We start from the raw sequence: 20,316 nt of genomic DNA on the forward strand, positions 1-20,316 counted from the left end.
GGACCGACCTCGATGTCGGTGCGAGCCGGTAGCGTCGGGACATGGCCTCGACCGTCTCCCCGCCCCTCCCGGGCCCGACGCGAGCCGTGGTGCCGACGGCCCTCGACGACTCGCAGCGAGCCGTGCTCGACCTCCCCGACGGGCGGTCGGCGGCCGTCCTGGGTGCCCCGGGCTCGGGCAAGACCCGCACGCTCGTCGAGTTCGTGGTGGATCGGGTCGAGGTGCGCGCGTGGGGCCCGGCGGCCGTCATGGCGCTCGCGCCGACGCGTTCGACGGCCACGACGCTGCGTGACGTGATCGCGTCGAGGCTCACCGTCCCCACCCCGGGGCCCTTGGCCCGCACCGTCTCGTCGCTCGCGTTCGACGTCGTCGGCCACGCGGCGCGACTCGTCGGCCTCCCCACACCGACCCTCCTGACCGGCGGCGATCAGGACAGCATCGTCCGTGCCCTCCTCGACGGGCACGAGATCGACGGCACGGGGCCCTCCTGGCCCGACGGGCTCGGCCCGACCGTGCGTCGGCTCCGCGGTTTCCGCACGGAGCTGCGCGAGGTCCTCATGCGGTCGACCGAGCACCGCATCGGGTCCGAGGGGCTCCGACGCGCCGCCGAGCGGGCCGACCGGCCCGAGTGGGCGGCGGTGGCCGACTTCCGCGACGAGTACCTGGGCGTTCTCGACGCGGCCCGGGGGCGGCACCTCGACTCGGCCGACCTCGTCGACTACGCCGTCGCCGCCCTCGACCGCGGCGAGACCTCCCCGGTCGTCGACGGTCTGCGGGTCGTCCTGGTCGACGACGCGCAAGAAGCGACCGAGTCGACCGTGGCGTTGCTGCGAGCCCTGACCCGGCGGGGCGTCGCCGTGGTCGCGTTCGGCGACCCCGACCTGTCGACCAGCGCGTTCCGGGGCGGCACGCCCGACGTCCTCGGCCGGCTCGGCCCCCGCCTCGGCCTGTCCGACGTCGAGACGCTCTACCTCTCGACGGCCCACCGCCACCAGCCGCCGCTGCGGGACCTCGTCCAGCGCGTCACCTCTCGCATCGGGACGGCCGGCGCCGGCCGTCAGCACGCCGCCGTGGCTGCGCCGGTGGCCGCGCCCTCCGAGGTCGGTGACGGGTCCGACTCCCCGGTGCCTCCGATCGTCACCGTCCGGGCCGACAGCCCGACCCACGAAGTGGCGTCGGTGGCCCGACTCCTGCGCGAGCACCACCTGGTCCGCGGGGTGCCGTGGTCACGAATGATGGTCGTCGTCCGCAGCGGCGGGCAGGTGGCCGGCGTCGCGCGGGGGCTGCAGCTCGCCGAGGTGCCGACCCGCACCTCCGTCGCCGGACGCGCCGTGCGCGACGAGCACGCGGCACGTCACCTGTTGCTCGCCGCTTCCGTGGCCGTCGGACGCGACGAGCTCAGCGTCGAGCTCGCGACCGAGTTGCTGCTGGGGCCTCTCGCCGGCTTCGACCCGCTCTCGCTGCGACGCCTGAGGCTCGCCCTGCGTGCCGACGAGCTCGGGGCGGGCGGCGTCCGCTCGGCCGACGACCTGCTCGTGGAGGCCCTCGAGGGGGCCGGTCGGTTCGTCACGATCGACTCGAGGTTCGCAGCCCGTGCGGGGCGTTTCTCGTCCAGTCTCGACGCGGCCCGTCGTGCCGCCGCGACCGGGGCGAGCATCGAAGAGGTGCTCTGGGGTCTGTGGGAGCGCAGTGGACTCGCGGCCGAGTGGTCGGCGCAGAGCGACGGCCACGGCATCGTCGCCGCCGAGGCCGACCGTCACCTCGACGGCGTCGTCGCGCTCTTCACCGCCGCCAAGCGCTTCGTCGAACGCACCCCCGAGGCCCCGGCCGGGGCCTTCCTCGACTCGTTGCTCGGGGCCGAGGTGCCCGAAGACACGCTCTCGCCACAGGCGACGGCCGAGACGGTGCTGGTCTGTTCACCGTCGAACGCCGTGGGGGTCGAGGTCGACGTGGTCGTCGCCGCGCGCCTGCAGGACGGCGTGTGGCCGAACCTCCGCATCCGTGGCGGGCTGCTCGCGCCCGACGAACTCGTCGCCCTGGCCGAGCGCGGTCTGCTCCGCGGCGGCCCACCCGACGACCGTGACGACGAGCCCGCCGCCCCCTCCGATGCCCGGGCCGCGGTGCTGTCCGACGAGCTGCGCATGTTCGCCCTCACGGTGTCACGCGCCACCCGGCAGGTCGTGCTCTCCTGCACCTCGAACGACGACGAGGGCCCCTCGCCGTTCTTCCGGCTGCTGCCCGACGGCTGCCCGGAAGCCCCCGCCGGGCACCCGCTGTCCCTGCGAGGGCTCGTGGGGCACCTCCGGCACGTGCTCGTCTCGTCGCCTCACGGCCCCCGGGCCGACGACGCGGTCGGGGCGTTGGCCCGACTCGCCCACGAGGGCGTGGCCGGGGCGTCCCCGGACGACTGGTTCGGGCTGCTCGAGCCGACCACCGTCGAGCCGCTCATCGACCTCGACGCCCCCGAGGCCCACGTCCCCGTGTCGCCGTCGCAACTCGGGTCGTTCGAAGAATGCCCCCTGCACTGGTTCGTCGACCGGTTCGGCGGCTCCCCTCCCAACGCGGCGATGGGTCTCGGCACGGTGCTGCACGACGTCATGGAACACGCCGAGGGCACGGACGTCGACTCGCTCTGGCGGGCGGTCGAGGCACGCTGGCCCGAGCTCGAGTTCGAGTCGGCCTGGATCGCCGAGTCCGAGAAACGCCGGGCGCACGACATGACCGAGAGCCTCTCCTCCTACTTGCGGGACTTCGAGGCGTCGGGTGGCAGCCTGCTCGGAGCCGAGTCGACCTTCACCCTCGACATCGGTCCGGCTCGTCTGCGCGGGTCGATCGACCGGGTCGAGCGCACCCGCGAGGGCGCCGCCGTCATCGTCGACCTCAAGACGGGGCGGTCGGCCCCGACGTCGCCCCAGGCCGTGGCCGAGCACCCGCAGCTGGGCAGTTACCAGGTCGCCCTCGCCGACGGTGCGGTCGAGGCCGTGCCCGAGGGCACACCCCCCGGTGGGGCGAAGCTCGTCATCGTGTCGTCGGGCGTCCGGGGCAAGCTCTACCGAGAGCCGACCCAGGGGGCGTTCGACGACGACCGACTCGCGGCCTTCCGGGCCCGGGTCGTCGACGCGGCCGAGCACATGGCGGGACGGGTCTTCGTCGCCCGCCTCGACGACCACTGCGAGGGCCGACACGGTGGATCGTGCCGCATCCACGTGGTGGGCGAGGTGAGCGGCTCGTGACGGCCGTCGGTCGGGCCACCGACGCGGCCGGCGCCGCGGGTGCAGGTGCGGGTGACGGGAGCAGCGTCGGCGACACGACCCGCGCCTCCTCGTCCCTGCTCGGGGCGGCCGAGATCGCCGAGGCACTGGGATTGCCCACCCCGACCCCCGAGCAGCAGGCCGTCATCGAGGCCCCGCTCGAGCCTGCCCTCGTGGTGGCGGGCGCCGGCAGCGGCAAGACCGAGACCATGGCCAACCGCGTGGTGTGGCTGCTCGCCAACCGCCTCGTCGGCGTCTCGCAGGTGCTCGGCTTGACCTTCACCCGGAAGGCCGCCGGCGAGCTCGGAGAGCGCATCGAGCGGCGCATCGCCCAGCTCGCCGCCGTCGGGCTGCTCGGCGACGAGGTCGACCCTTTCGACGTGCCCACCGTCTCGACCTACAACGCGTTCGCCAACGCGATCTTCCGTGACAACGCGCTGCGGGTGGGTCGCGAGAGCGAGTCGCAGGTGCTCGGCGACGCGTCGGCCTGGCAGCTGGCGCGCTCACTCGTCGTGGGCAGCCACGACGAGCGCCTCGCCGGGCTCGGCCGTAGCGTCGACGGCATCACCGAGGCCGTCCTCCGCTTGAGCCACGCCCTCAGCGAGAACGTCACCGGGCCCGAGCCCGTGGCACGCCTGGCCGACCGGTTCCTCGACCTCGCGAGTCTGCCGTCGACCAAGGGCAGCGCCTACAAGTCGGTTGTCGACGCCGTCGGCGCGGTGTCGGCCCTCCCGCCGCTGCTCGACCTCGCCGCGGCCTTCGCCGACGAGAAGGCCCGTCGCGGCCTCGTCGAGTACTCCGACCAGGTGGCCCTGGCCCTCGAGGTCTGCGACACGGCGCCGAGCGTCGTGGCCGAGCTGCGAGACCGCTACCGCGTCGTGCTCCTCGACGAATACCAGGACACCAGCGTCGTGCAGACCACCTTGCTGTCCCGCCTCTTCGAGGGCACCGGGGTCATGGCGGTCGGCGACCCCCACCAGTCCATCTACGGGTTCCGGGGGGCCAGCGCCGCGAACCTCGGACGGTTCCCGGTCGACTTCGGGGCCCGACCCGACGCCGTGTTCACCCTCTCGACGAGCTGGCGCAACGCCTCGCGCGTCCTCGACGCCGCCAACACCGTCGTGGCCGAGCTGGCACGGTCCGCCGGTGCGGTCGTCGGCGAGCTGCGCCCCCGGCCGGGTGCTCCCGAGGGTCGTGTCGAGCTGCTCTTCGACCAGACGCTGCCGGGTGAGGCCGACCAGGTCGCGGCGTGGCTGCAGCGAGAGTTGGCCGTCCCCACGGTGGTCGACGGCGAGCCCGCCCGCCGGACGGCGGCCTTGCTCTTCCGGTCGAAGAAGACCATGCCCGTCTTCGTCGAGGCGCTGGCTGCGCGCGGGGTGCAGTACCACGTGCTCGGCGTCGGCGGTCTCCTGCAACGCCCCGAGGTCGTCGACCTCGTGTCCTGCCTCCGGGTGCTGCACGACCCGTCGGCCGGTTCCGAGGCGATCCGTCTGATGGCCGGAGCCCGATGGCGGATCGGTGTGCGAGACATCGCGCGGTTGCGCGACGTCGCCTCGTGGCTCTTCGCGCACGACCACGCCCAACAGCGCCTCGACGACGACGTCGCCGCCGGGTTCCGGGCGTCGGTCGCCGCCGGCGAGCACGGGTCCATCGTCGACGCCCTGGACTTCGTGGCCACGGCACCCGTGACCCATGGTCAGCTCGCTGAGTTCAGCGACGAGGGACTCGTGCGCCTGAGGCGGTTGGGGTCACACCTCGCGTTCCTCCGGGGCCGCACCGGGCTCGACCTCGTCGACCTGGTGACGCTGGTCGAACACGAGATGCTGCTCGACGTCGAGGTGGCGGCGGCCACCGGGGCGCCTTCGGGCGGTGCCTGGTTGCAGGCCTTCGAAGACGAGCTGGCCGGGTACGTCGCGACCGATGAGAACGCCGGGCTCGGGGGCTTCCTGTCATGGCTGGCGGCAGCCGAGCGTCGTGACGACATGGGGCCGCGGTCCGAGCAGGCCGAGCGGGGTACCGTCCAATTGCTGACCATCCACGGGTCGAAGGGGCTCGAGTGGGACGTCGTGGCGGTGCCCCGGCTGGTCGAGGGCGAGTTGCCCGGCACGTCCCGCGAGGGCGTGGGGTGGCTCGGTTTCGGCGAACTTCCGTACGAGTTCCGCGGCGACGCGGCCGAGCTGCCCGTGCTCGGCTGGCAGGGCGTCGCCGACCAGAAAGAGTTCGACCAGTCGCTGAAGGCGTTCAAGGACGAGCTCGTCGTCCGGCATCAGGCCGAAGAGAGACGACTGGCCTACGTCGCGCTCACCCGTGCCCGTGACGCCCTGCTCGTGAGCGGTTCCTTCTGGACGAGCGCCGTGCGCCCTCGTCCGGCGAGCCGGTTCGTCGTCGAGCTGGCCGAGAGAGGACTCGTGCCGACCGACGACCTGCCCGAGCGACCCGACGACGACGAGAATCCCCTGGCCGCCGCATCCCGCGAGCTCAGCTGGCCGCTCGACCCCTTGGGCCAGCGCCGCGCGGTCGTCGAGGACGCCGCGGCACGGGTCGCCGCGGCCGTGGACCGGCGCTCACGAGACGAACCCGCCGACACGGAGCGGCGAGGGCCGCTGTCGAGATGGTCGTCCGACATCGACCTGCTGCTGCTCGAGCGCGACGCTGCGCGAGCGGGCGCGGGGACGGTTCCCCTGCCACAGCGCATCCCCGCCTCACGGTTCAAGGACTACGTCGACGACCCGGCCGCGGTCGCCGCCGCTCTCCGTCGTCCCTTGCCCGAACGGCCCTACCGGGCCACCCGCCTCGGCACGCTGTTCCACGAGTGGGTGGAAGAGCGCTTCCGGCCGACGGGGCGTGCCGAGACCCTGAACGCCTGGGGCGACGAGAGCGATCTCGACGACGAGCGGATCGGCTCACCCGGGTCCGGGCCGGTCGACCCCGACGACGCGAGGAGGTTCGAGCAACTGGTCACGACCTTCGAGCGCTCGGCTTGGGCATCCCTCGAGCCGACCGACGTCGAGCTCGAGATCCACCTCCCCCTCGGCAGCCGCACCGTCATCTGCAAGATCGACGCCGTGTTCGAACGCGACGGCCGGTTCGAGGTCGTCGACTGGAAGACGGGCAAGGCGCCCACCGGCGACGCCGACCTCGAGCTCAAGCAGCTCCAACTGGCGCTCTACCGCGAGGCCTACGCCCAGTTCACGGGCATCCCGGCCGACAGGATCGACGCGGTCTTCTATTTCGTGGCCGACGACGTGGTGCTGCGGCCCCAGCACGTGGCCGACCGGGGTGAACTGGTCGAGCTCTGGCAGCGGGTCGAGGCGTCGTCTCAGACGTGACGGCGCTCGGTCGCCTCGAGCAGGTCCTCGACGCCGTCGGCGTCGAGGGCGGCGGTCGAGCCCGAGCCGATGCCGGCCCGTCGATCACCGGGCAACGAGTCCACGAGCTTCGTCATCATCTCGACGGCGTCGTCCACGACCGACGTGTTCTTGGTGCCGGTGCCGTGCAGCAGCCACTTCGCCAGGTCGAGTTCGCGGTACAGGGTCGCCCGGTGCCGTAGCTGGTGGTCGCTCGTGCCACGGGCGGTGTTGTAGGCGTCGAACGCCGCGTCGACCGCCGTCGGGCTCGGGGCGCCGAGCAACCAGGCCAGGTCGCGGGCGGGGTCCCCGACCTGCAGGTCGTGCCAGCCGAGCACGCCGCTGACGGTGTCGCCGAGCACCAGCACCGAACCGGCGTCGAGGGAGCCGTTGACGACGGTCGGCTGGAATTGCCACAGCACCGAGTCCTGGATGGCGGCCTCCCATCGCTCGAGCAGCGCGGCGGGCAGCAGGCGCGTCGAGGCCGCGCGATCGACCAGCGCCGCCGATGAGCGCATCGCCTCGAACGGGGTGTGGCTGGTCAGGCCGGCGTCGGTGACGAAGCTGGTCGGCAGCGAGTGGATCGCCGCCACGGCACGGCCCAGCGCCGTGGGCAGGTCGCTGGTCGCGGTCAGTCGCGAGATCGACAGGTGCTCGCCGGGGACGACGTCGTAGACGATGCCGCGCGTTCGACCGAGCGGCGCCTGGCCGCGGTACGCGGGCACGTCGAACGAGAGCCGCCCGCGCACGCCGGCGCTCAGGGCGCGCAGGGCGACGAGATCGGCCGACTGCTCGGCCTCGGCTCGTTGCGACCGGGGGACACGGACGATGCAGTGCTCTCCGGCCCGGCCGTGGACGAGTGCGGAATCGAAGTCGCCACCCGTCTCGCTGCCGTGGCGTGACGCACGCGTGACGTCCAGGTCCGCGACGGCGGCCGTGGCCAGCGCGGCTAGAGTGAGATGAGATCTGGCCATGCCCTCAGGGTAGGCCGCCGCACGCGATGCCCTGCCGTGCGCCACGCTGTCAACTCGCGATGATTGGTCGTCCGATGTCCTCGCCACTCACGTCCCGGCTCCCGTTGTCCCGCCACCAGGTCGACCGTGACTACCTCACCCGCGAGCGCGCCGGAGTCGTCGACGAACTGCTCGCCTCGGCGGCCACCCGGGTGCTGCCGGTCTGGCGGGGACGCACCCTCATGGCGTCGGCGGATTCACTGGCCCTGCTGCCGGCCTCGTCGGTCCCGCCGGCCGACGACTACGTGTACCTCGGCGTCTCGAAAGACCCCGCGGCCGCCGAACCCGTGGGCACGCCGGTCCTGGCGGCACTCCTGGACGACGAGCGCGCGAAGTCGATCGCGGCCGACGACTCGGCCTGGGGCAGTCCTCGAGTGTCGGGCACGGCGTTGAGCGCGCGCGACGCCGGCCTGGCCGTCGAGGCCGTCGCCGTGGCGAACTGGCACGACTCCCACCGGTTCTCGCCGCGGACCGGTCGGCGGCTGGTCACCGACAAGGCGGGCTGGGTGCGTCGAGACCCGGACGACGGCCACGAGATCTTCCCCCGCACCGACCCCGCGATCATCGTCGGCGTGACCGATGCCGACGACCGTCTCCTGCTCGGTTCGAACGCCCTGTGGGAGCAGAACCGCTACTCCTTGCTGGCGGGTTTCGTCGAGCCCGGCGAATCGCTCGAGCACGCCGTGCAGCGCGAGATCTTCGAGGAGTCCGGCATCAACGTCGTCTCACCCCGCTACATGGGTTCGCAGCCCTGGCCGTTCCCGGCGAGCCTCATGCTCGGTTTCCGGGCCGAGGTCGACACCGACGATCCCGGCACGCTCACCCCCGACGGCGCCGAGATCCTCGATCTGCGCTGGTTCAGCCGCGACGAACTCGTCGCGGGCCTCGGTGAGATCGTCCTGCCCGGGCGCACGTCCATCGCCCGCGCGATCATCGAGGACTGGTTCGGCGGCGAGATCGACCAGTGACCGAGGCCGCCGACCTGATCGCGGGGCTCGACGAGCAGCAGCGCCGGGCGGCGTCGAAGCTGCTCGGCCCCGTGTGCCTGCTCGCGGGCGCCGGGACGGGCAAGACCCGCGCCATCACCCACCGCATCGCGTACGGGGTCGCCACGGGTGTCTACGCCCCGAACCGCGTCATGGCGCTCACCTTCACCTCCCGTGCGGCCGCCGAACTGCGCGGTCGGTTGCGTCACCTGGGTGCCGGGGGAGTCTCGGCGCGCACCTTCCACGCCTCGGCCCTGTCCCAGCTGTCCTATTTCTGGCCGCAGACGATGGGCGGTCAGATGCCGCGCCTGCTCGACAGCAAGGCCAAGGCGCTCGCCCACGCCGCCGAGTCGCTGCGTCTCAAGATCGACACGGCGGCCTTGCGGGATCTCGCGGCCGAGATCGAGTGGCGGAAGGTCTCGCGGCTCACCCTCGAGGACTATGCGAAGGCCCTACCGGGCAGGTCGCTGCCGCCGTCGATCAGCGTCGAGAAGGCCGTCGACCTGCACCGTGCCTACGAGGCCGTCAAGGACGAACGGCGCCAGCTCGACTTCGAGGACGTCCTGCTCGCGACGGTCGGCATGCTCGAACTCGAGCCGCGCGTGGCCCAGCAGGTGCACGAGCAGTACCGCTTCTTCGTCGTCGACGAGTACCAGGACGTCTCGCCCCTCCAACAAGACCTGCTCGACCTCTGGCTCGGCGGTCGGAACGACCTCTGCGTCGTCGGCGACGCCAGCCAGACCATCTACTCGTTCGCCGGTGCGTCGTCGGACTACCTGCTCGGGTTCGGCGCGCGCTACGACGACGCCACGGTCGTCCGTCTCGAGCAGAACTACCGATCGTCGCGGCAGATCGTCGACACGGCCAACCAGCTCATGCGGGGTCGGCCGGGGGCGTTGCACCTCCACCCGGCCGTCGAGACGACGGGTCCCGTGCCACCCGTGACCGAGTACGCCAGCGATTCGGCCGAGGCCCGGGGCATCGCCGAGACGATCGCCGACGAGATCCGCTCGGGCGTCGCCCCGGAAGAGATCGCCGTGCTGTACCGGGTCAACGTCCAGGCCGCGGCGATCGAGCGCGCGCTCGCCGATGTCGGCGTGTCGACCCGCATCCACGGTGCGACACGGTTCTTCGAGCTGCGCGAGGTGAAAGAGGCCCTGATGATGATGAAGGGCGCGGCGGTCAGCATCGTGGGCGAGCCCCTCTTCAAGACCGTCAGTGACGTCCTGCGGTCGCTCGGCTGGACGCAGGAGGCTCCCGACCAGAGAGGCGCGATCCGCGACCGCTGGGAGTCCTTGAACACGATCATGGGCCTGGCCGAGGCGTCGGCACCCGGGACGACCCTCCGCCAGTTCGTCGACGAGCTCTTCGCCCGCCAGGCCGGACAGCACGAGCCGACGATGGCCGCGGTCACCCTGGCGACGTTGCACTCGGCCAAGGGACTCGAATGGCGCAGCGTGTACCTGATCGGTCTCAGCGAGGGCCTCGTCCCGATCAGCTACGCGAAGGACGACGCGGCGATCGACGAAGAACGCCGCCTCTTGTACGTCGGCGTCACGAGGGCGCGTGAGCGGCTGCGGCTGTCGTGGAGCCGGTCGGGGCAGGGGCGCGGCGGCGAACGGCGCGTGAGCCGGTTCGTGGAAGAGCTGCGCACCCGCACTCCGGGTGGAGCGGCACGTTCGCGCGACTGACGAGACCGTCGGCGATCGAGATCGACTCGACCTCGGAGTCCTCCGGTGTGCCGTCCGCACCGCTCAGACGCGACCACACACGGCGGGCGGCTGTCGTGGCGACCTCGTGGACGGACAGCAGCGGAGGCGCGGCGAGGGGACGCACGCTCAGCTGACCGGCGATCGCGGGCCAGGCGCGGTCGGCCTCACCGGCGTGGAGGTCGAGACACCGGGCACAGGCCGTCGTGCCGGGCACCGTCACGGGGCCGATCCGCGCGTGACGATCTCCGAGCCGCACCACGAGGTGCGTCAGGTCGGACCTCACCCACTCTCGGACCACCCCGGGGTCGACGACGTGCCCGCCGACCAGGACACCCGTGGCGTTCCTCGGCGGAGGCAGATCGGCGTGGGCCCGGCGGACGTCGGCCCCGCAGGAGCCCAGGAGGCGCGCGACGGCATCGGCCACGGGGCCCGGCCCGCCGACGACGACGACCGGCGGGACGATCGGCTCGGTGTCGCCGCCCAGCGCGGGTCGCAAGCGCTCGACGGAGGCCTCGACCGCGGCGCGGTCGACGCCGAGGTGGGCGACGAGGGTGGGCAGGCCCCCTGCGCCGTGGCCCGCGGCGACGGCGGCGACCACCCGTTCGTCGAGTCTGCTGACCGGACTCAGGACGAGCGTCGGGCGGTCGACGCCGACCTGGAGGGTCGACGGATCGCGCCAGACGACGGGGGTGCGGGGATCGAGGACGAGGGGCATCGTCCGATCATGTCGTGCAGCCGGGGCAGATCAGGGGTTGTCCACAGGTGACCGGGGACCGAGGTCTCGCGTGGTGTCAGGACCGGGGTGCGTCCGGGTCGGGCCCCGACCCGTCGGGCTCGATCGCCGACCCGTCGTCGCCCTCTCGGGGACGGTCGTCGGTCGTGTCGTCGAGCAGGTCCTGGATCGCCTGGTCGACGTCGTCGAAGGCGGGTTCGTTCGACGTCAGTCGAGCCACGAGGGCTTGGGGGTCGTCGACGTCGGCACTGGTGGGCACGATGTCCGGGTGCGACCAGAGGTCGTCACGACGTTCGGCCCCGACGGCGTCGGACACGGTCTGCCAGAGGACGGCCGCCTCACGAAGACGTCGCGGCCGCAGTTCGAGGCCGACGAGGGTGGAGAAGGCCGACTCCGCCGGCCCGCCGGCAGCGCGCCGACGACGCACCGTCTCGGCGATCGCCGCGGACTTCGGGAGGCGCGCCGTGGCCTGGGCGGTCACCACGTCGACCCAGCCCTCGATGAGGGCCAGGGTCGTCTCGAGGCGGGCGAGTGCGGCGAGCTGCTCGTCGGTCTTCGGAGGGATGAGGGCACCGCTCTTCATCGCCTCTTGGAGTTCGCCGGGGTTCGAGGGATCGAAGTCGACCGCGAGCTCCTCGAGCCGGGACGTGTCGATGCGGATGCCCTGGGCGAACTCGCGGATGGACGAGATGAGGTGCAGCCGCAGCCATCGTGCGTGGCGGAACAGGCGGGCGTGGGCGAGCTCGCGGACCGCCAGGTACAGCTGCACCTGATCGGCTTCGATGTCGAGGCCCTCGCCGAAGGCGGCGACGTTCTGGGGGAGCAGCGCGGCCTGCTGCTCGTCGAGCAGGGGGATGCCGACGTCGCCGCCGGACACGACCTCGGTCGAGAGCTGGCCCACGACCTGACCGAGCTGCATGGCGAAGAGCGTGCCGCCGACGCTGCGCATGACCTGGCTGGCCCCGGCGAGCATCGAACGCATCTCTTCGGGAGCCTGCTCGCTGAGGACACCGGTGAGGGAGTCGGCGATCGACGTGGCCACGGGCTCGGCGAGCTGGCTCCACACGGGCATGGTCAGGCGGGCCCACTCGGCCCGGGTCACCAGGCGTGGCGTGGCGGTGAGCTCGGCCACGAACGTGACGTCGTCGAGCCACAGCGCGGCGACGTGGAAGGCCTGCTCGTGGGCGGCGGTCTCGGCCGCGGTCGGTGCGACGGCGGTCTGGGTGCCCACGGCGGTCGCCTGCTCGGTGGCGATCGACCAGTCGATGCCGTCACCGCTGCTGTTGACGGCGTTCTGCAACTGGCTCATGAGTCGTGCCACGAAGGCCGGGTCGTCGGGCAGCCCCGCGGCCCCGGCGAGCTGTGACGGATCGATGTCGGAACCGCCGGACAGGAACTGCCGCAGCATGTCACGGAACTCGTCCTCAGGCCCGCGCGGCGAATCATCGGTCATGCTGACTACGCTAGCTGCTGGCCGCACGAAGATCCTGGGATTCGGCCACCGCCCCGGGGCCGGCGCTCCGCTCGTGGCGAACGCGACCCGCGCCTCCCCGGCCGATCCCGAAAGGACCCTCCGTGGCCTTCTTCACGCCCCCGCGCACCTCCCCGTCGACCGCTGGCCGTGCGAGCCGGGTCGGATGGCCCCTCCTGGGTGTGGCCGTCGTCTCGGCGGTCGTCCTGAGCCTGCTGCCGGGGCCGTACCTGATCGAACAGCCCGGCCCGGTCTTCGACACCCTGGGCAGCGCCGAGTACGAGGGCTCGTCACAGCCGCTCATCACCGTGTCGGGCCACGAGACCTACCCCACCGCGGGCACACTGGACCTCCTGACCGTCAGCGTGCAGGGCAACCAGAACGTCCGGCCGGGATGGGTCGACGTCGTCCGTGCCTGGGCGGACCGCAGTCGTTCGGTCATCCCGGTCGAGGCCGTGTACCCGTCGGGGGTGACGAACGACCAGGTCGACGAGCAGAACGCCGTGGACATGCAGAACTCGCAGAAGTCCGCGATCGCCGCGGCGCTGATCCACGAGGGGTACGCCATCCCCAGTGCCGTGACCGTCAGCCAGGTCTCCCAGGGCAGCCCGGCCGAGGGCGTCCTGCGCGAGGGCGACGTCCTGGTCAGCGTCAACGGCACGAGTCTCGCCACCGACGCGGACGTGGACGTCCTCCGCGGCCTCGTCGCGGCGAACGGTGCGTCGACGCCGGCCGAGGTCGTCGTCGACCGGGCAGGGACGAGCGTGACCGAGCAGGTCACCCCGCAGGAGGTCGACGGCACGCCGCTGCTCGGGGTCGGGGTCAGCGTGGACTACACGTACCCCTTCGACGTGACGCTGAAGCTCGACCAGGTCGGAGGGCCGAGCGCCGGCATGATGTTCGCGCTCGGGATCATCGACAAGACGACACCGGGCGAGCTCACCGGCGGCGAGAAGGTCGCGGGCACGGGCACCATCACGGCCTCGGGCGAGGTGGGCGCCATCGGAGGCATCCGGCAGAAGCTCTACGGTGCTCGCGACGCCGGGGCGACCGTCTTCCTCGCGCCGTCCACGAACTGCTCCGAGGTCGTCGGGAACGTGCCCTCCGGGTTGGACGTCTACTCCGTCGCCACGTTGGACGACGCGGTCACGGCGCTCGAGACGGTCGCGGGCGGGGGCGACACGTCGTCGCTGCCGACCTGCACGGCCGGTCGATAGCGTTCGTGCAGCCCACGCAAAGCTGGGAAGGGAACGCTGGGTCGACCAGGCTGGACACGTAGGATGGCCGTCCACGTCCCCGTCAGCCAGGAGCACACCCTTGACGTCACCCGCATCGTCGCGAACCGCACGACGCTCGCCCCGACTGCCCGTCCTGGTCACGGTGGCCGTCCTCGCCGCCCTGGTCATCGCCTTCTTCATCTTCTCGTCGCTGCTGACCGACTACCTCTGGTACCAGCAGCTCGGGTTCACGGGGGTCCTGACGACGCAATGGATCTCCCGCCTCGTGATGTTCGCGGTGGGCTTCGTGGCCATGGCGGTGCCGGTCTACGTCAGCATCGAGGTGGCCTTCCGGTTCCGTCCCGTGTACGCCAAGTTGAACTCGCAGCTCGATCGGTACCAGCAGGTCATCGAGCCCCTGCGTCGTGCCGTCGTCATCGGCGTCCCCGCCGTGCTCGGCCTCTTCGCCGGCATCGCCACGTCGACGCAGTGGCAGACCGTCCTCGAGTGGATCAACCGCACCCCCTTCGGCCAGACCGACGCGCAGTTCGGGCTCGACATCGGGTTCTACGTCTTCGAGCTGCCGCTGTACCAGGCCGCGGTCGGCTTCGCCTCGGCCGTCGTCCTCATCGCCGGCATCGCCGCCGTCGCGACCAGCTACCTCTACGGCGCCCTGCGCTTCACCGGGCGCGAGGTGCGCATCTCGAAGGTCGCTCGCATCCAGCTGGCCGTCACCGCCGCCGTCTACCTCCTGCTGCAGGGCGTCAGCCTCTGGCTCGACCAGTACGCGACCCTGTCCGACGGCACCAACAAGCTGCTCACGGGTGCCACGTACACCGACGTCAACGCGGGCATCCCCGGCAAGCAGATCCTCGCCGGGATCGCCGTCGTCGTCGCGATCCTCTTCATCGTGACCGCGATCGTCGGCCGCTGGCGCCTGCCGGTCATCGGCACGGCCGCGCTCATCATCATCAGCATCATCGTCGGTGGCATCTATCCCTGGATCGTCCAGCGGTTCACGGTCGAGCCCAGCGAGCGGACGGTCGAATCGCCGTACATCGAGCGCAACATCCAGGCGACGCGTGAGGCGTACGGTGTGGCCGACGTCGAGGAGCAGACCTACGACGCGAAGTCCGACGCCGAGGCCGGTGCCCTGGCAGGCGACGCCGTCACCACCGCCAACATCCGCATCATCGACCCCGCGCTCGTGACCGACGCCTTCGCCCAGCTGCAGCAGTACCGCCAGTACTACAGCTTCCCCGAGCAGCTCGCGGTCGACCGGTACACGATCGACGGCAACGTGCAAGACACGGTCATCGCCGTGCGCGAGTTGAACACCTCGCAGCTCGGCAACTCGGCCACCCCCTACAACACGACCTTCGTCTACACCCACGGCTACGGCGTGGTGGCGGCGTACGGCAACCAGCGGTCGGCGGACGGCCAGCCCGTCTTCCTCGAGTCCGGCATCCCCGTGACCGGCGCTCTCGGCGACGCCGGTGACTACGAGCCGCGGATCTACTTCGGCCAGGAGTCGCCGACCTACTCGATCGTGGGTGGCGACGGCGGCAACGACATCGAGCTCGACTATCCGTCGGGCAGCAACGACAACGGCACGAACGAGACGACGACCTTCGAGGGCAACGGCGGGCCCAAGCTCGACAACGTCTTCAAGAAACTCATCTACGCCATCAAGTTCCAGTCCGAGCAGATCTTCCTGTCCGACGCCGTGAACGACCAGTCGCAGATCCTCTACGACCGCGACCCCACCGAGCGCGTCCAGAAGGTTGCTCCTTACCTCACCATCGACAGCGCGCCTTACCCGTCCGTCGTCGACGGCAAGGTCGTCTGGATCGTCGACGGATACACGACGACGAACGAGTACCCGTACTCGAAGCCGCAGGCGTTGTCCGATGCGATCGCCGACACGTACAACGACCGCCCGGTGTACGCGTCGAACAACATCAACTACATCCGCAACTCGGTGAAGGCCACGGTCGACGCCTACGACGGCTCGGTCAAGCTCTACGCGTGGGACACCAGCGACCCGATCCTGCAGACGTACGACAAGATCTTCCCGTCGACGCTGTCGCCCCTGAGCGACATGTCTGCCGAGTTGCTCCAGCACGTGCGCTACCCGCAGGACATGTTCAAGGTGCAGCGGGCGATCCTCGGCACCTACCACGTGACGGACGCCGACTCGTTCTACTCGAGCGACGACGCCTGGGTCACACCCAACGAGCCGACGAGCAACGCGCAGAACCCGCCGTTGCAGCCTCCGTACTACTTGACGCTGCAGCTGCCCGACCAAGACCCGGCGTTCTCGATCTATTCGACGTACATCCCTCAGCAGTCGGGTGAGAACGCGCGCAACGTCCTGACGGGCTACCTCGCGGCGAACGCCGATGCGGGGTCGACGCCGGGTGAGATCTCGTCGGACTACGGCAAGCTCACGTTGCTGGCGCTGCCGCGCACCGACACCTTGCCCGGCCCCGGACAGGTGCAGAACAACTTCAACACCGACACCGCGGTGGCGAACCAGCTCGCACTCCTCACCCGGGGTGACACGAGCGTCGTCCGAGGCAACCTGCTGACCCTGCCGGTCGGTGGCGGTCTGCTGTACGTGCAGCCGATCTACGTGAAGTCGAACTCCGAGACGTCGTATCCGGTCCTGCAGCGCATCCTGGTGTCGTTCGGCGACAAGATCGCCTTCGAGGACACCCTCGACGGCGCCCTCGACTCGCTGTTCGGAGGCAACTCGGGTGCGACGGCCGGAGACAACGGCGTGCCGACCACGGGTGACGGCGCCGACGGAACCGGCACGGACACCGGCGACGGGGCGACCGACGGGGGCGCGGCGACGCCCGACACCGGTGACACGGGGACGGGTACCGACAACGCGGCGCTCGACCAGGCCCTGGCCGACGCACAGCAGGCCCTGACCGACCGTGCCGCGGCCTACGCCGAGAACGACCTCGTGGCAGCAGCGGAAGCCGACACGCGCCTCCAGACGGCCCTCGAGGACGCGGTCGCAGCCAGCGGTCAGTAGTCACGCGACAGGCAAGTCGACGAACCCCCTCCCAGCACGCCGGGAGGGGGTTCGTCGTGTGGGCGGCGAAGTGACGATCGCCGCCGGGGGTGCTCGATTGGACGGCGTCCGAATGCCGTGCTAGTGTTTCTTCTTGTGCCGCGGGGTGGAGCAGTTCGGTAGCTCGCTGGGCTCATAACCCAGAGGTCGTAGGTTCAAATCCTGCCCCCGCAACAAGAAAGAAGAAAGCCCCGGTCGAATGACCGGGGCTTTCGTCATGCCGTCAAGCCCTCGGCCGGTTCTGTACGGTCGTGGCTGATCATGCCAAGGTTGACGCATGTCGAGACTCCGGGTGGTCCTCGCCCCCGATTCGTTCAAGGGCAGCCTGGATGCGTCCGAGGCCGCGGCCGCCCTCGCCTCAGGGTGGTCCCGGTCACGGCCCGGTGACGTCGTCGTGGCGCTGCCCCTCGCCGACGGCGGAGAAGGCACCCTCGATGCGTTCGAGCGCGCCGTACCCGGAAGCATCCGTCACGAGGTCGTCGTGGAGGGCCCCGACGGCCGTCGCGTCGACGCCCCCTGGCTGGCGCTGCCCGACGGCACGGCTGTCGTCGAACTCGCCTCGTCCTCCGGGCTCGGCCTCCTGGCCCAGGCCGCTCCGCACGACGCGGACACGCGCGGCCTGGGTGACGTCATCCGCGCAGCCGTCGACGCCGGCGCTGCGCGCCTCCTCGTCGGACTCGGGGGCAGCGCATCGACCGACGGGGGAGCAGGCGCCCTCACCGCACTCGGTGCCCGGATCGTCGATTCTCTGGGGGAGCCCGTCGGTCCGGGCAACCACGGGCTCACCACGGCTGCCCGGGTCGATCTCTCAGGCCTGATCGACCTCCCGCCCGACGGCGTCACGCTGCTGGTCGACGTCGACAGTCCCCTGCTCGGCCCCCACGGTGCCGCTGCCGCGTTCGGGCCGCAGAAGGGTGCTTCGGCCGACGACGTCCTCGCACTCGAACGGGGTCTCGAGCGCTTCGCGAGCCTCGTCGACGTCGATCCCACGACCCCCGGGGCGGGAGCCGCAGGCGGGACGGGCTTCGGTCTGCTCGCCTGGGGTGCGCGTCTGCAACCCGGAGCCGTCGCCGTCGCCGAGGTCGTCGGACTCTCGGAAGCCCTGGCCCACGGTGACGTGGTCGTCACCGGAGAAGGGCGGTTCGACGGTCAGACCGCCGCCGGGAAGACCGTGTCGCTCGTGCGGCGGATGGCCGACGCCGCCGGAGTCCCGGTCGTGCTCGTCGCCGGTTCCGTCGATGCCCCCGACGACGGATTCGCCGACGTCGTGTCGACCACGCAGCTGGCGGGCGACGTCCTCGAGTCGACGACCCGCGCCTCCTTCTGGCTGGGCGAGGCGGCCGCGCTGGCGGCCGGGCGGTGGGCGCGATGAGCACCGGCGGCACCGCCGGCGCGCCCGACGTCGTCGTCGCGGTGGTGCAGACCGCCCCCGGTGACGACACGGCGCGCAACCTGCGGACCATCACGGCCCTCGCCGAGGAGGCGGCCCGACGGGGCGCGCAGGTGGCCGTCTTCCCCGAGTACTCGTCGTACTTCTCGGCCGAGCTGGGGACGTCGTACCTCGAGGCCGCGGAACCCACGGACGGGCCGTTCGTGCGCCACCTGGCCGCACTGGCGGATCGGCTCGGCGTCGTGCTCGTCGCCGGCCTGGTCGCGGTGTCGCCCGATCCGGCGCGGTTCGAGAACCTGCTCGTGGCCGTGGCACCCGGTCGGGGCCTCGTCGCCACGTACTCGAAGCAGCACCTCTACGACGCGTTCGGTGGGCAGGAGTCCCGCTGGATCGTGCCCGGCCCGCTGGCCGTCGCCGCGACCTTCGAGGTCGCCGGGCTCGTCTTCGGCCTGCAGACCTGCTACGACCTGAGGTTCCCCGAGGTCACGCGGACGCTCGTCGACGCCGGGGCCGACGTCGTCCTGATGCCGGCCGAGTGGGTGCGCGGACCGCTCAAGCAGCACCACTGGACGACCCTGCTGACGGCCCGGGCGCTCGAGAACACCGTGTACGTCGCGGCGGCGGACCACGCTCCGCCCGTCGGTGTCGGCTGCAGCACGATCGTCGATCCGACGGGCGTGGCACTCGCGTCGGTCGGCGACGAGGTCGACGTCATGGCACTGGGCAGGGTCTCGGCCGACCGGATCGCGGCCGTGCGCCGGACGAACCCGTCCCTGGCCCTCCGTCGGTACGACGTCATCCCGCGCCGTGACGGCAGCGGTCCGCCCTCGGCGAGGGGCTCAGACCGAGAGTGACGCGAGCTGGGCCGACGCCTGCTCGAGCACCTCGATGCGCTTGCAGAAGGCGAACCGGACGAGGGACGACTGCTCGGCGGCGAGCACCGGGTGACAGAAGGCGCTGATCGGCAGCCCGACGACACCGGCCAGCTCGGGAAGCCGCCGGCACAGGTCGGCCGCGTCGTCGAAGCCCAGGGGGGCGGCGTCGGCGACCACGAAGTACGAGCCGTGGCTGGCGCGCACGGCGAACCCGGCACGACGCAGCCCGTCGGACAGGACGTCGCGTTTGTGGGCCAGCGTGCGTGCGATCCCCTCGAAGTAGGCGTCGGGGAGTCCGAGCCCGACGGCGATCGCGGGCTGGAAGACCGAACCGTTCACGAAGGTCAGGTACTGCTTGACGGCGACGATGCGGTCGACGAGCTCCGCCGGACCGGTCAGCCAGCCGATCTTCCACCCCGTCGTGTTGAAGGTCTTGCCCCCCGACGAGATGCTGATCGTCCGAGCCGCCGCGCCGGGCAGGGTGGCGAACGGCACGTGGACCGCACCGTCGAAGAGCAGGTGCTCGTAGACCTCGTCGGTGACGACGAGTGCGTCGTGCTCGACGGCGAGCTCGAGCAGGAGGCGCCTGGTCGCGTCGTCGAGGACGCTGCCCGTGGGGTTGTGCGGATCGTTCAGCACGACGAGCCGCGTGCGCGGTCCGAAGGCCCGGCGCAGTTCGTCCGGGTCGACCGTCGAGTCCGGACCCCGGAGCGGAACGGTGACGTGGACGCCGCCCGAGAGCCCGATGACGGCTCCGTACGCGTCGTAGAACGGTTCGAGCGTGACCACCTCGTCACCCCGGTCGACGAACGCCAGGATCGTCGCCGCCAGTGCCTCGGTCGCCCCCGCGGTCACGAGCACCTCGCGTCGCGGGTCGAGGTCGAGGCCGTAGAACCGCCGCTGGTGGGCGGCGACCGCCTCGAGCAGGACGGGCATGCCCCGGCCCGGCGGGTACTGGTTGAGGCCGGAGCGCAGGGCCTCGTGCGCCGCCTCGAGGACCTCGACCGGGCCGTCCTCGTCCGGGAAGCCTTGCCCGAGGTTGATGCTGTCGGTCGCCGTGGCGAGGGCCGACATCTCGGCGAAGACCGTCGGGGCGAGTCGGCCCGCGCCGTCGAGGAGCATCGCGCCGCTCGCCGCGCGCTGCCAGGGTGCTGGAGGAGTCATGATCCCGTCACCGTATCTCCGCAGGACGGGTGCCGGGGTGGTCGTGTCCAGCCGCCGCATAAGCTGGGTGCA

11 protein-coding genes and 1 tRNA gene are annotated in these 20,316 nt (G+C 71.6%); 9 read left to right on the forward strand and 3 right to left on the reverse strand.

All coding sequences use genetic code 11. The features are described from left to right. Positions 1–41 precede the first annotated feature (41 nt). Complete coding sequence (locus AC1MBW_RS11175; protein WP_480024513.1) at positions 42–3,233, forward strand: PD-(D/E)XK nuclease family protein; 3,192 nt, start codon at positions 42–44, stop codon at positions 3,231–3,233. Further along, positions 3,230–6,580 (forward strand): UvrD-helicase domain-containing protein, encoded by a 3,351-nt coding sequence (locus AC1MBW_RS11180; protein ID WP_480024514.1) that lies wholly within the window; start codon positions 3,230–3,232, stop codon positions 6,578–6,580. The genes AC1MBW_RS11175 and AC1MBW_RS11180 overlap by 4 nt, the downstream gene beginning before the upstream one ends. Here AC1MBW_RS11180 and AC1MBW_RS11185 read toward each other — a convergent pair. Beyond that, positions 6,571–7,572 carry a phosphotransferase gene (locus AC1MBW_RS11185; RefSeq protein WP_480024515.1) on the reverse strand — a complete coding sequence of 334 codons (1,002 nt, stop codon included), beginning with the start codon at positions 7,570–7,572 and terminating at the stop codon, positions 6,571–6,573. The two genes, AC1MBW_RS11180 and AC1MBW_RS11185, sit on opposite strands and share 10 nt — an antisense overlap. A 74-nt stretch (positions 7,573–7,646) precedes the next feature. On the opposite strand from AC1MBW_RS11185, the gene nudC reads away from it, so the two are divergent. Together nudC and AC1MBW_RS11195 are read left to right on the forward strand one after the other, a co-directional pair. Next, positions 7,647–8,579 (forward strand): NAD(+) diphosphatase, encoded by a 933-nt coding sequence (nudC, locus tag AC1MBW_RS11190; RefSeq protein ID WP_480024516.1) that lies wholly within the window; start codon positions 7,647–7,649, stop codon positions 8,577–8,579. After that, positions 8,576–10,288: an ATP-dependent helicase gene (locus AC1MBW_RS11195; RefSeq protein WP_480024517.1), complete on the forward strand. Its 1,713-nt coding sequence runs from the start codon at positions 8,576–8,578 to the stop codon at positions 10,286–10,288. Before nudC ends, AC1MBW_RS11195 begins: the two co-directional genes overlap by 4 nt. A gap of 812 nt (positions 10,289–11,100) precedes the next feature. On the opposite strand, the gene AC1MBW_RS11200 is transcribed toward AC1MBW_RS11195, so the two are convergent. Continuing rightward, a complete protein-coding gene (locus AC1MBW_RS11200; RefSeq protein WP_054145312.1) occupies positions 11,101–12,495 on the reverse strand; it encodes a zinc-dependent metalloprotease in 1,395 nt (464 codons plus the stop codon). Positions 12,496–12,617: 122 nt separating this feature from the next. On the opposite strand from AC1MBW_RS11200, the gene AC1MBW_RS11205 reads away from it, so the two are divergent. From AC1MBW_RS11205 to AC1MBW_RS11225, 5 genes are all read left to right on the forward strand, one after another. Continuing rightward, complete coding sequence (locus tag AC1MBW_RS11205; RefSeq protein ID WP_054145311.1) at positions 12,618–13,730, forward strand: YlbL family protein; 1,113 nt, start codon at positions 12,618–12,620, stop codon at positions 13,728–13,730. Between the two features lie 100 nt (positions 13,731–13,830). Next, the gene (locus tag AC1MBW_RS11210) at positions 13,831–16,776 is read left to right on the forward strand and encodes a UPF0182 family membrane protein (protein WP_480024518.1); all 2,946 of its coding nucleotides are present in this window, start codon (positions 13,831–13,833) and stop codon (positions 16,774–16,776) included. Between the two features lie 139 nt (positions 16,777–16,915). Continuing rightward, a tRNA-Met gene (locus AC1MBW_RS11215) sits at positions 16,916–16,989 on the forward strand. A gap of 103 nt (positions 16,990–17,092) precedes the next feature. Continuing rightward, positions 17,093–18,187, forward strand: a complete 1,095-nt coding sequence (locus AC1MBW_RS11220) for a glycerate kinase (protein WP_480024519.1) — start codon at positions 17,093–17,095, stop codon at positions 18,185–18,187. Further along, the gene (locus AC1MBW_RS11225; RefSeq protein WP_054145338.1) at positions 18,184–19,059 is read left to right on the forward strand and encodes a carbon-nitrogen hydrolase family protein; all 876 of its coding nucleotides are present in this window, start codon (positions 18,184–18,186) and stop codon (positions 19,057–19,059) included. The genes AC1MBW_RS11220 and AC1MBW_RS11225 overlap by 4 nt, the downstream gene beginning before the upstream one ends. Here AC1MBW_RS11225 and AC1MBW_RS11230 read toward each other — a convergent pair. Next, the gene (locus tag AC1MBW_RS11230; RefSeq protein WP_480024520.1) at positions 19,045–20,244 is read right to left on the reverse strand and encodes an aminotransferase class I/II-fold pyridoxal phosphate-dependent enzyme; all 1,200 of its coding nucleotides are present in this window, start codon (positions 20,242–20,244) and stop codon (positions 19,045–19,047) included. The two genes, AC1MBW_RS11225 and AC1MBW_RS11230, sit on opposite strands and share 15 nt — an antisense overlap. Between the last annotated feature and the right edge of the window lie 72 nt (positions 20,245–20,316).

This window comes from Frigoribacterium sp. AP1 (assembly GCF_056680555.1).

Coding starts and splice junctions, on each gene's coding strand:
- AC1MBW_RS11230 (WP_480024520.1), bottom strand. CDS start 20,244: ATGACTCCTCCAGCACCCTGGCAGCGCGCGGCGAGCGGCGCGATGCTC.
- AC1MBW_RS11220 (WP_480024519.1), top strand. CDS start 17,093: ATGTCGAGACTCCGGGTGGTCCTCGCCCCCGATTCGTTCAAGGGCAGC.
- AC1MBW_RS11175 (WP_480024513.1), top strand. CDS start 42: ATGGCCTCGACCGTCTCCCCGCCCCTCCCGGGCCCGACGCGAGCCGTG.
- nudC (WP_480024516.1), top strand. CDS start 7,647: ATGTCCTCGCCACTCACGTCCCGGCTCCCGTTGTCCCGCCACCAGGTC.
- AC1MBW_RS11225 (WP_054145338.1), top strand. CDS start 18,184: ATGAGCACCGGCGGCACCGCCGGCGCGCCCGACGTCGTCGTCGCGGTG.
- AC1MBW_RS11200 (WP_054145312.1), bottom strand. CDS start 12,495: ATGACCGATGATTCGCCGCGCGGGCCTGAGGACGAGTTCCGTGACATG.
- AC1MBW_RS11185 (WP_480024515.1), bottom strand. CDS start 7,572: ATGGCCAGATCTCATCTCACTCTAGCCGCGCTGGCCACGGCCGCCGTC.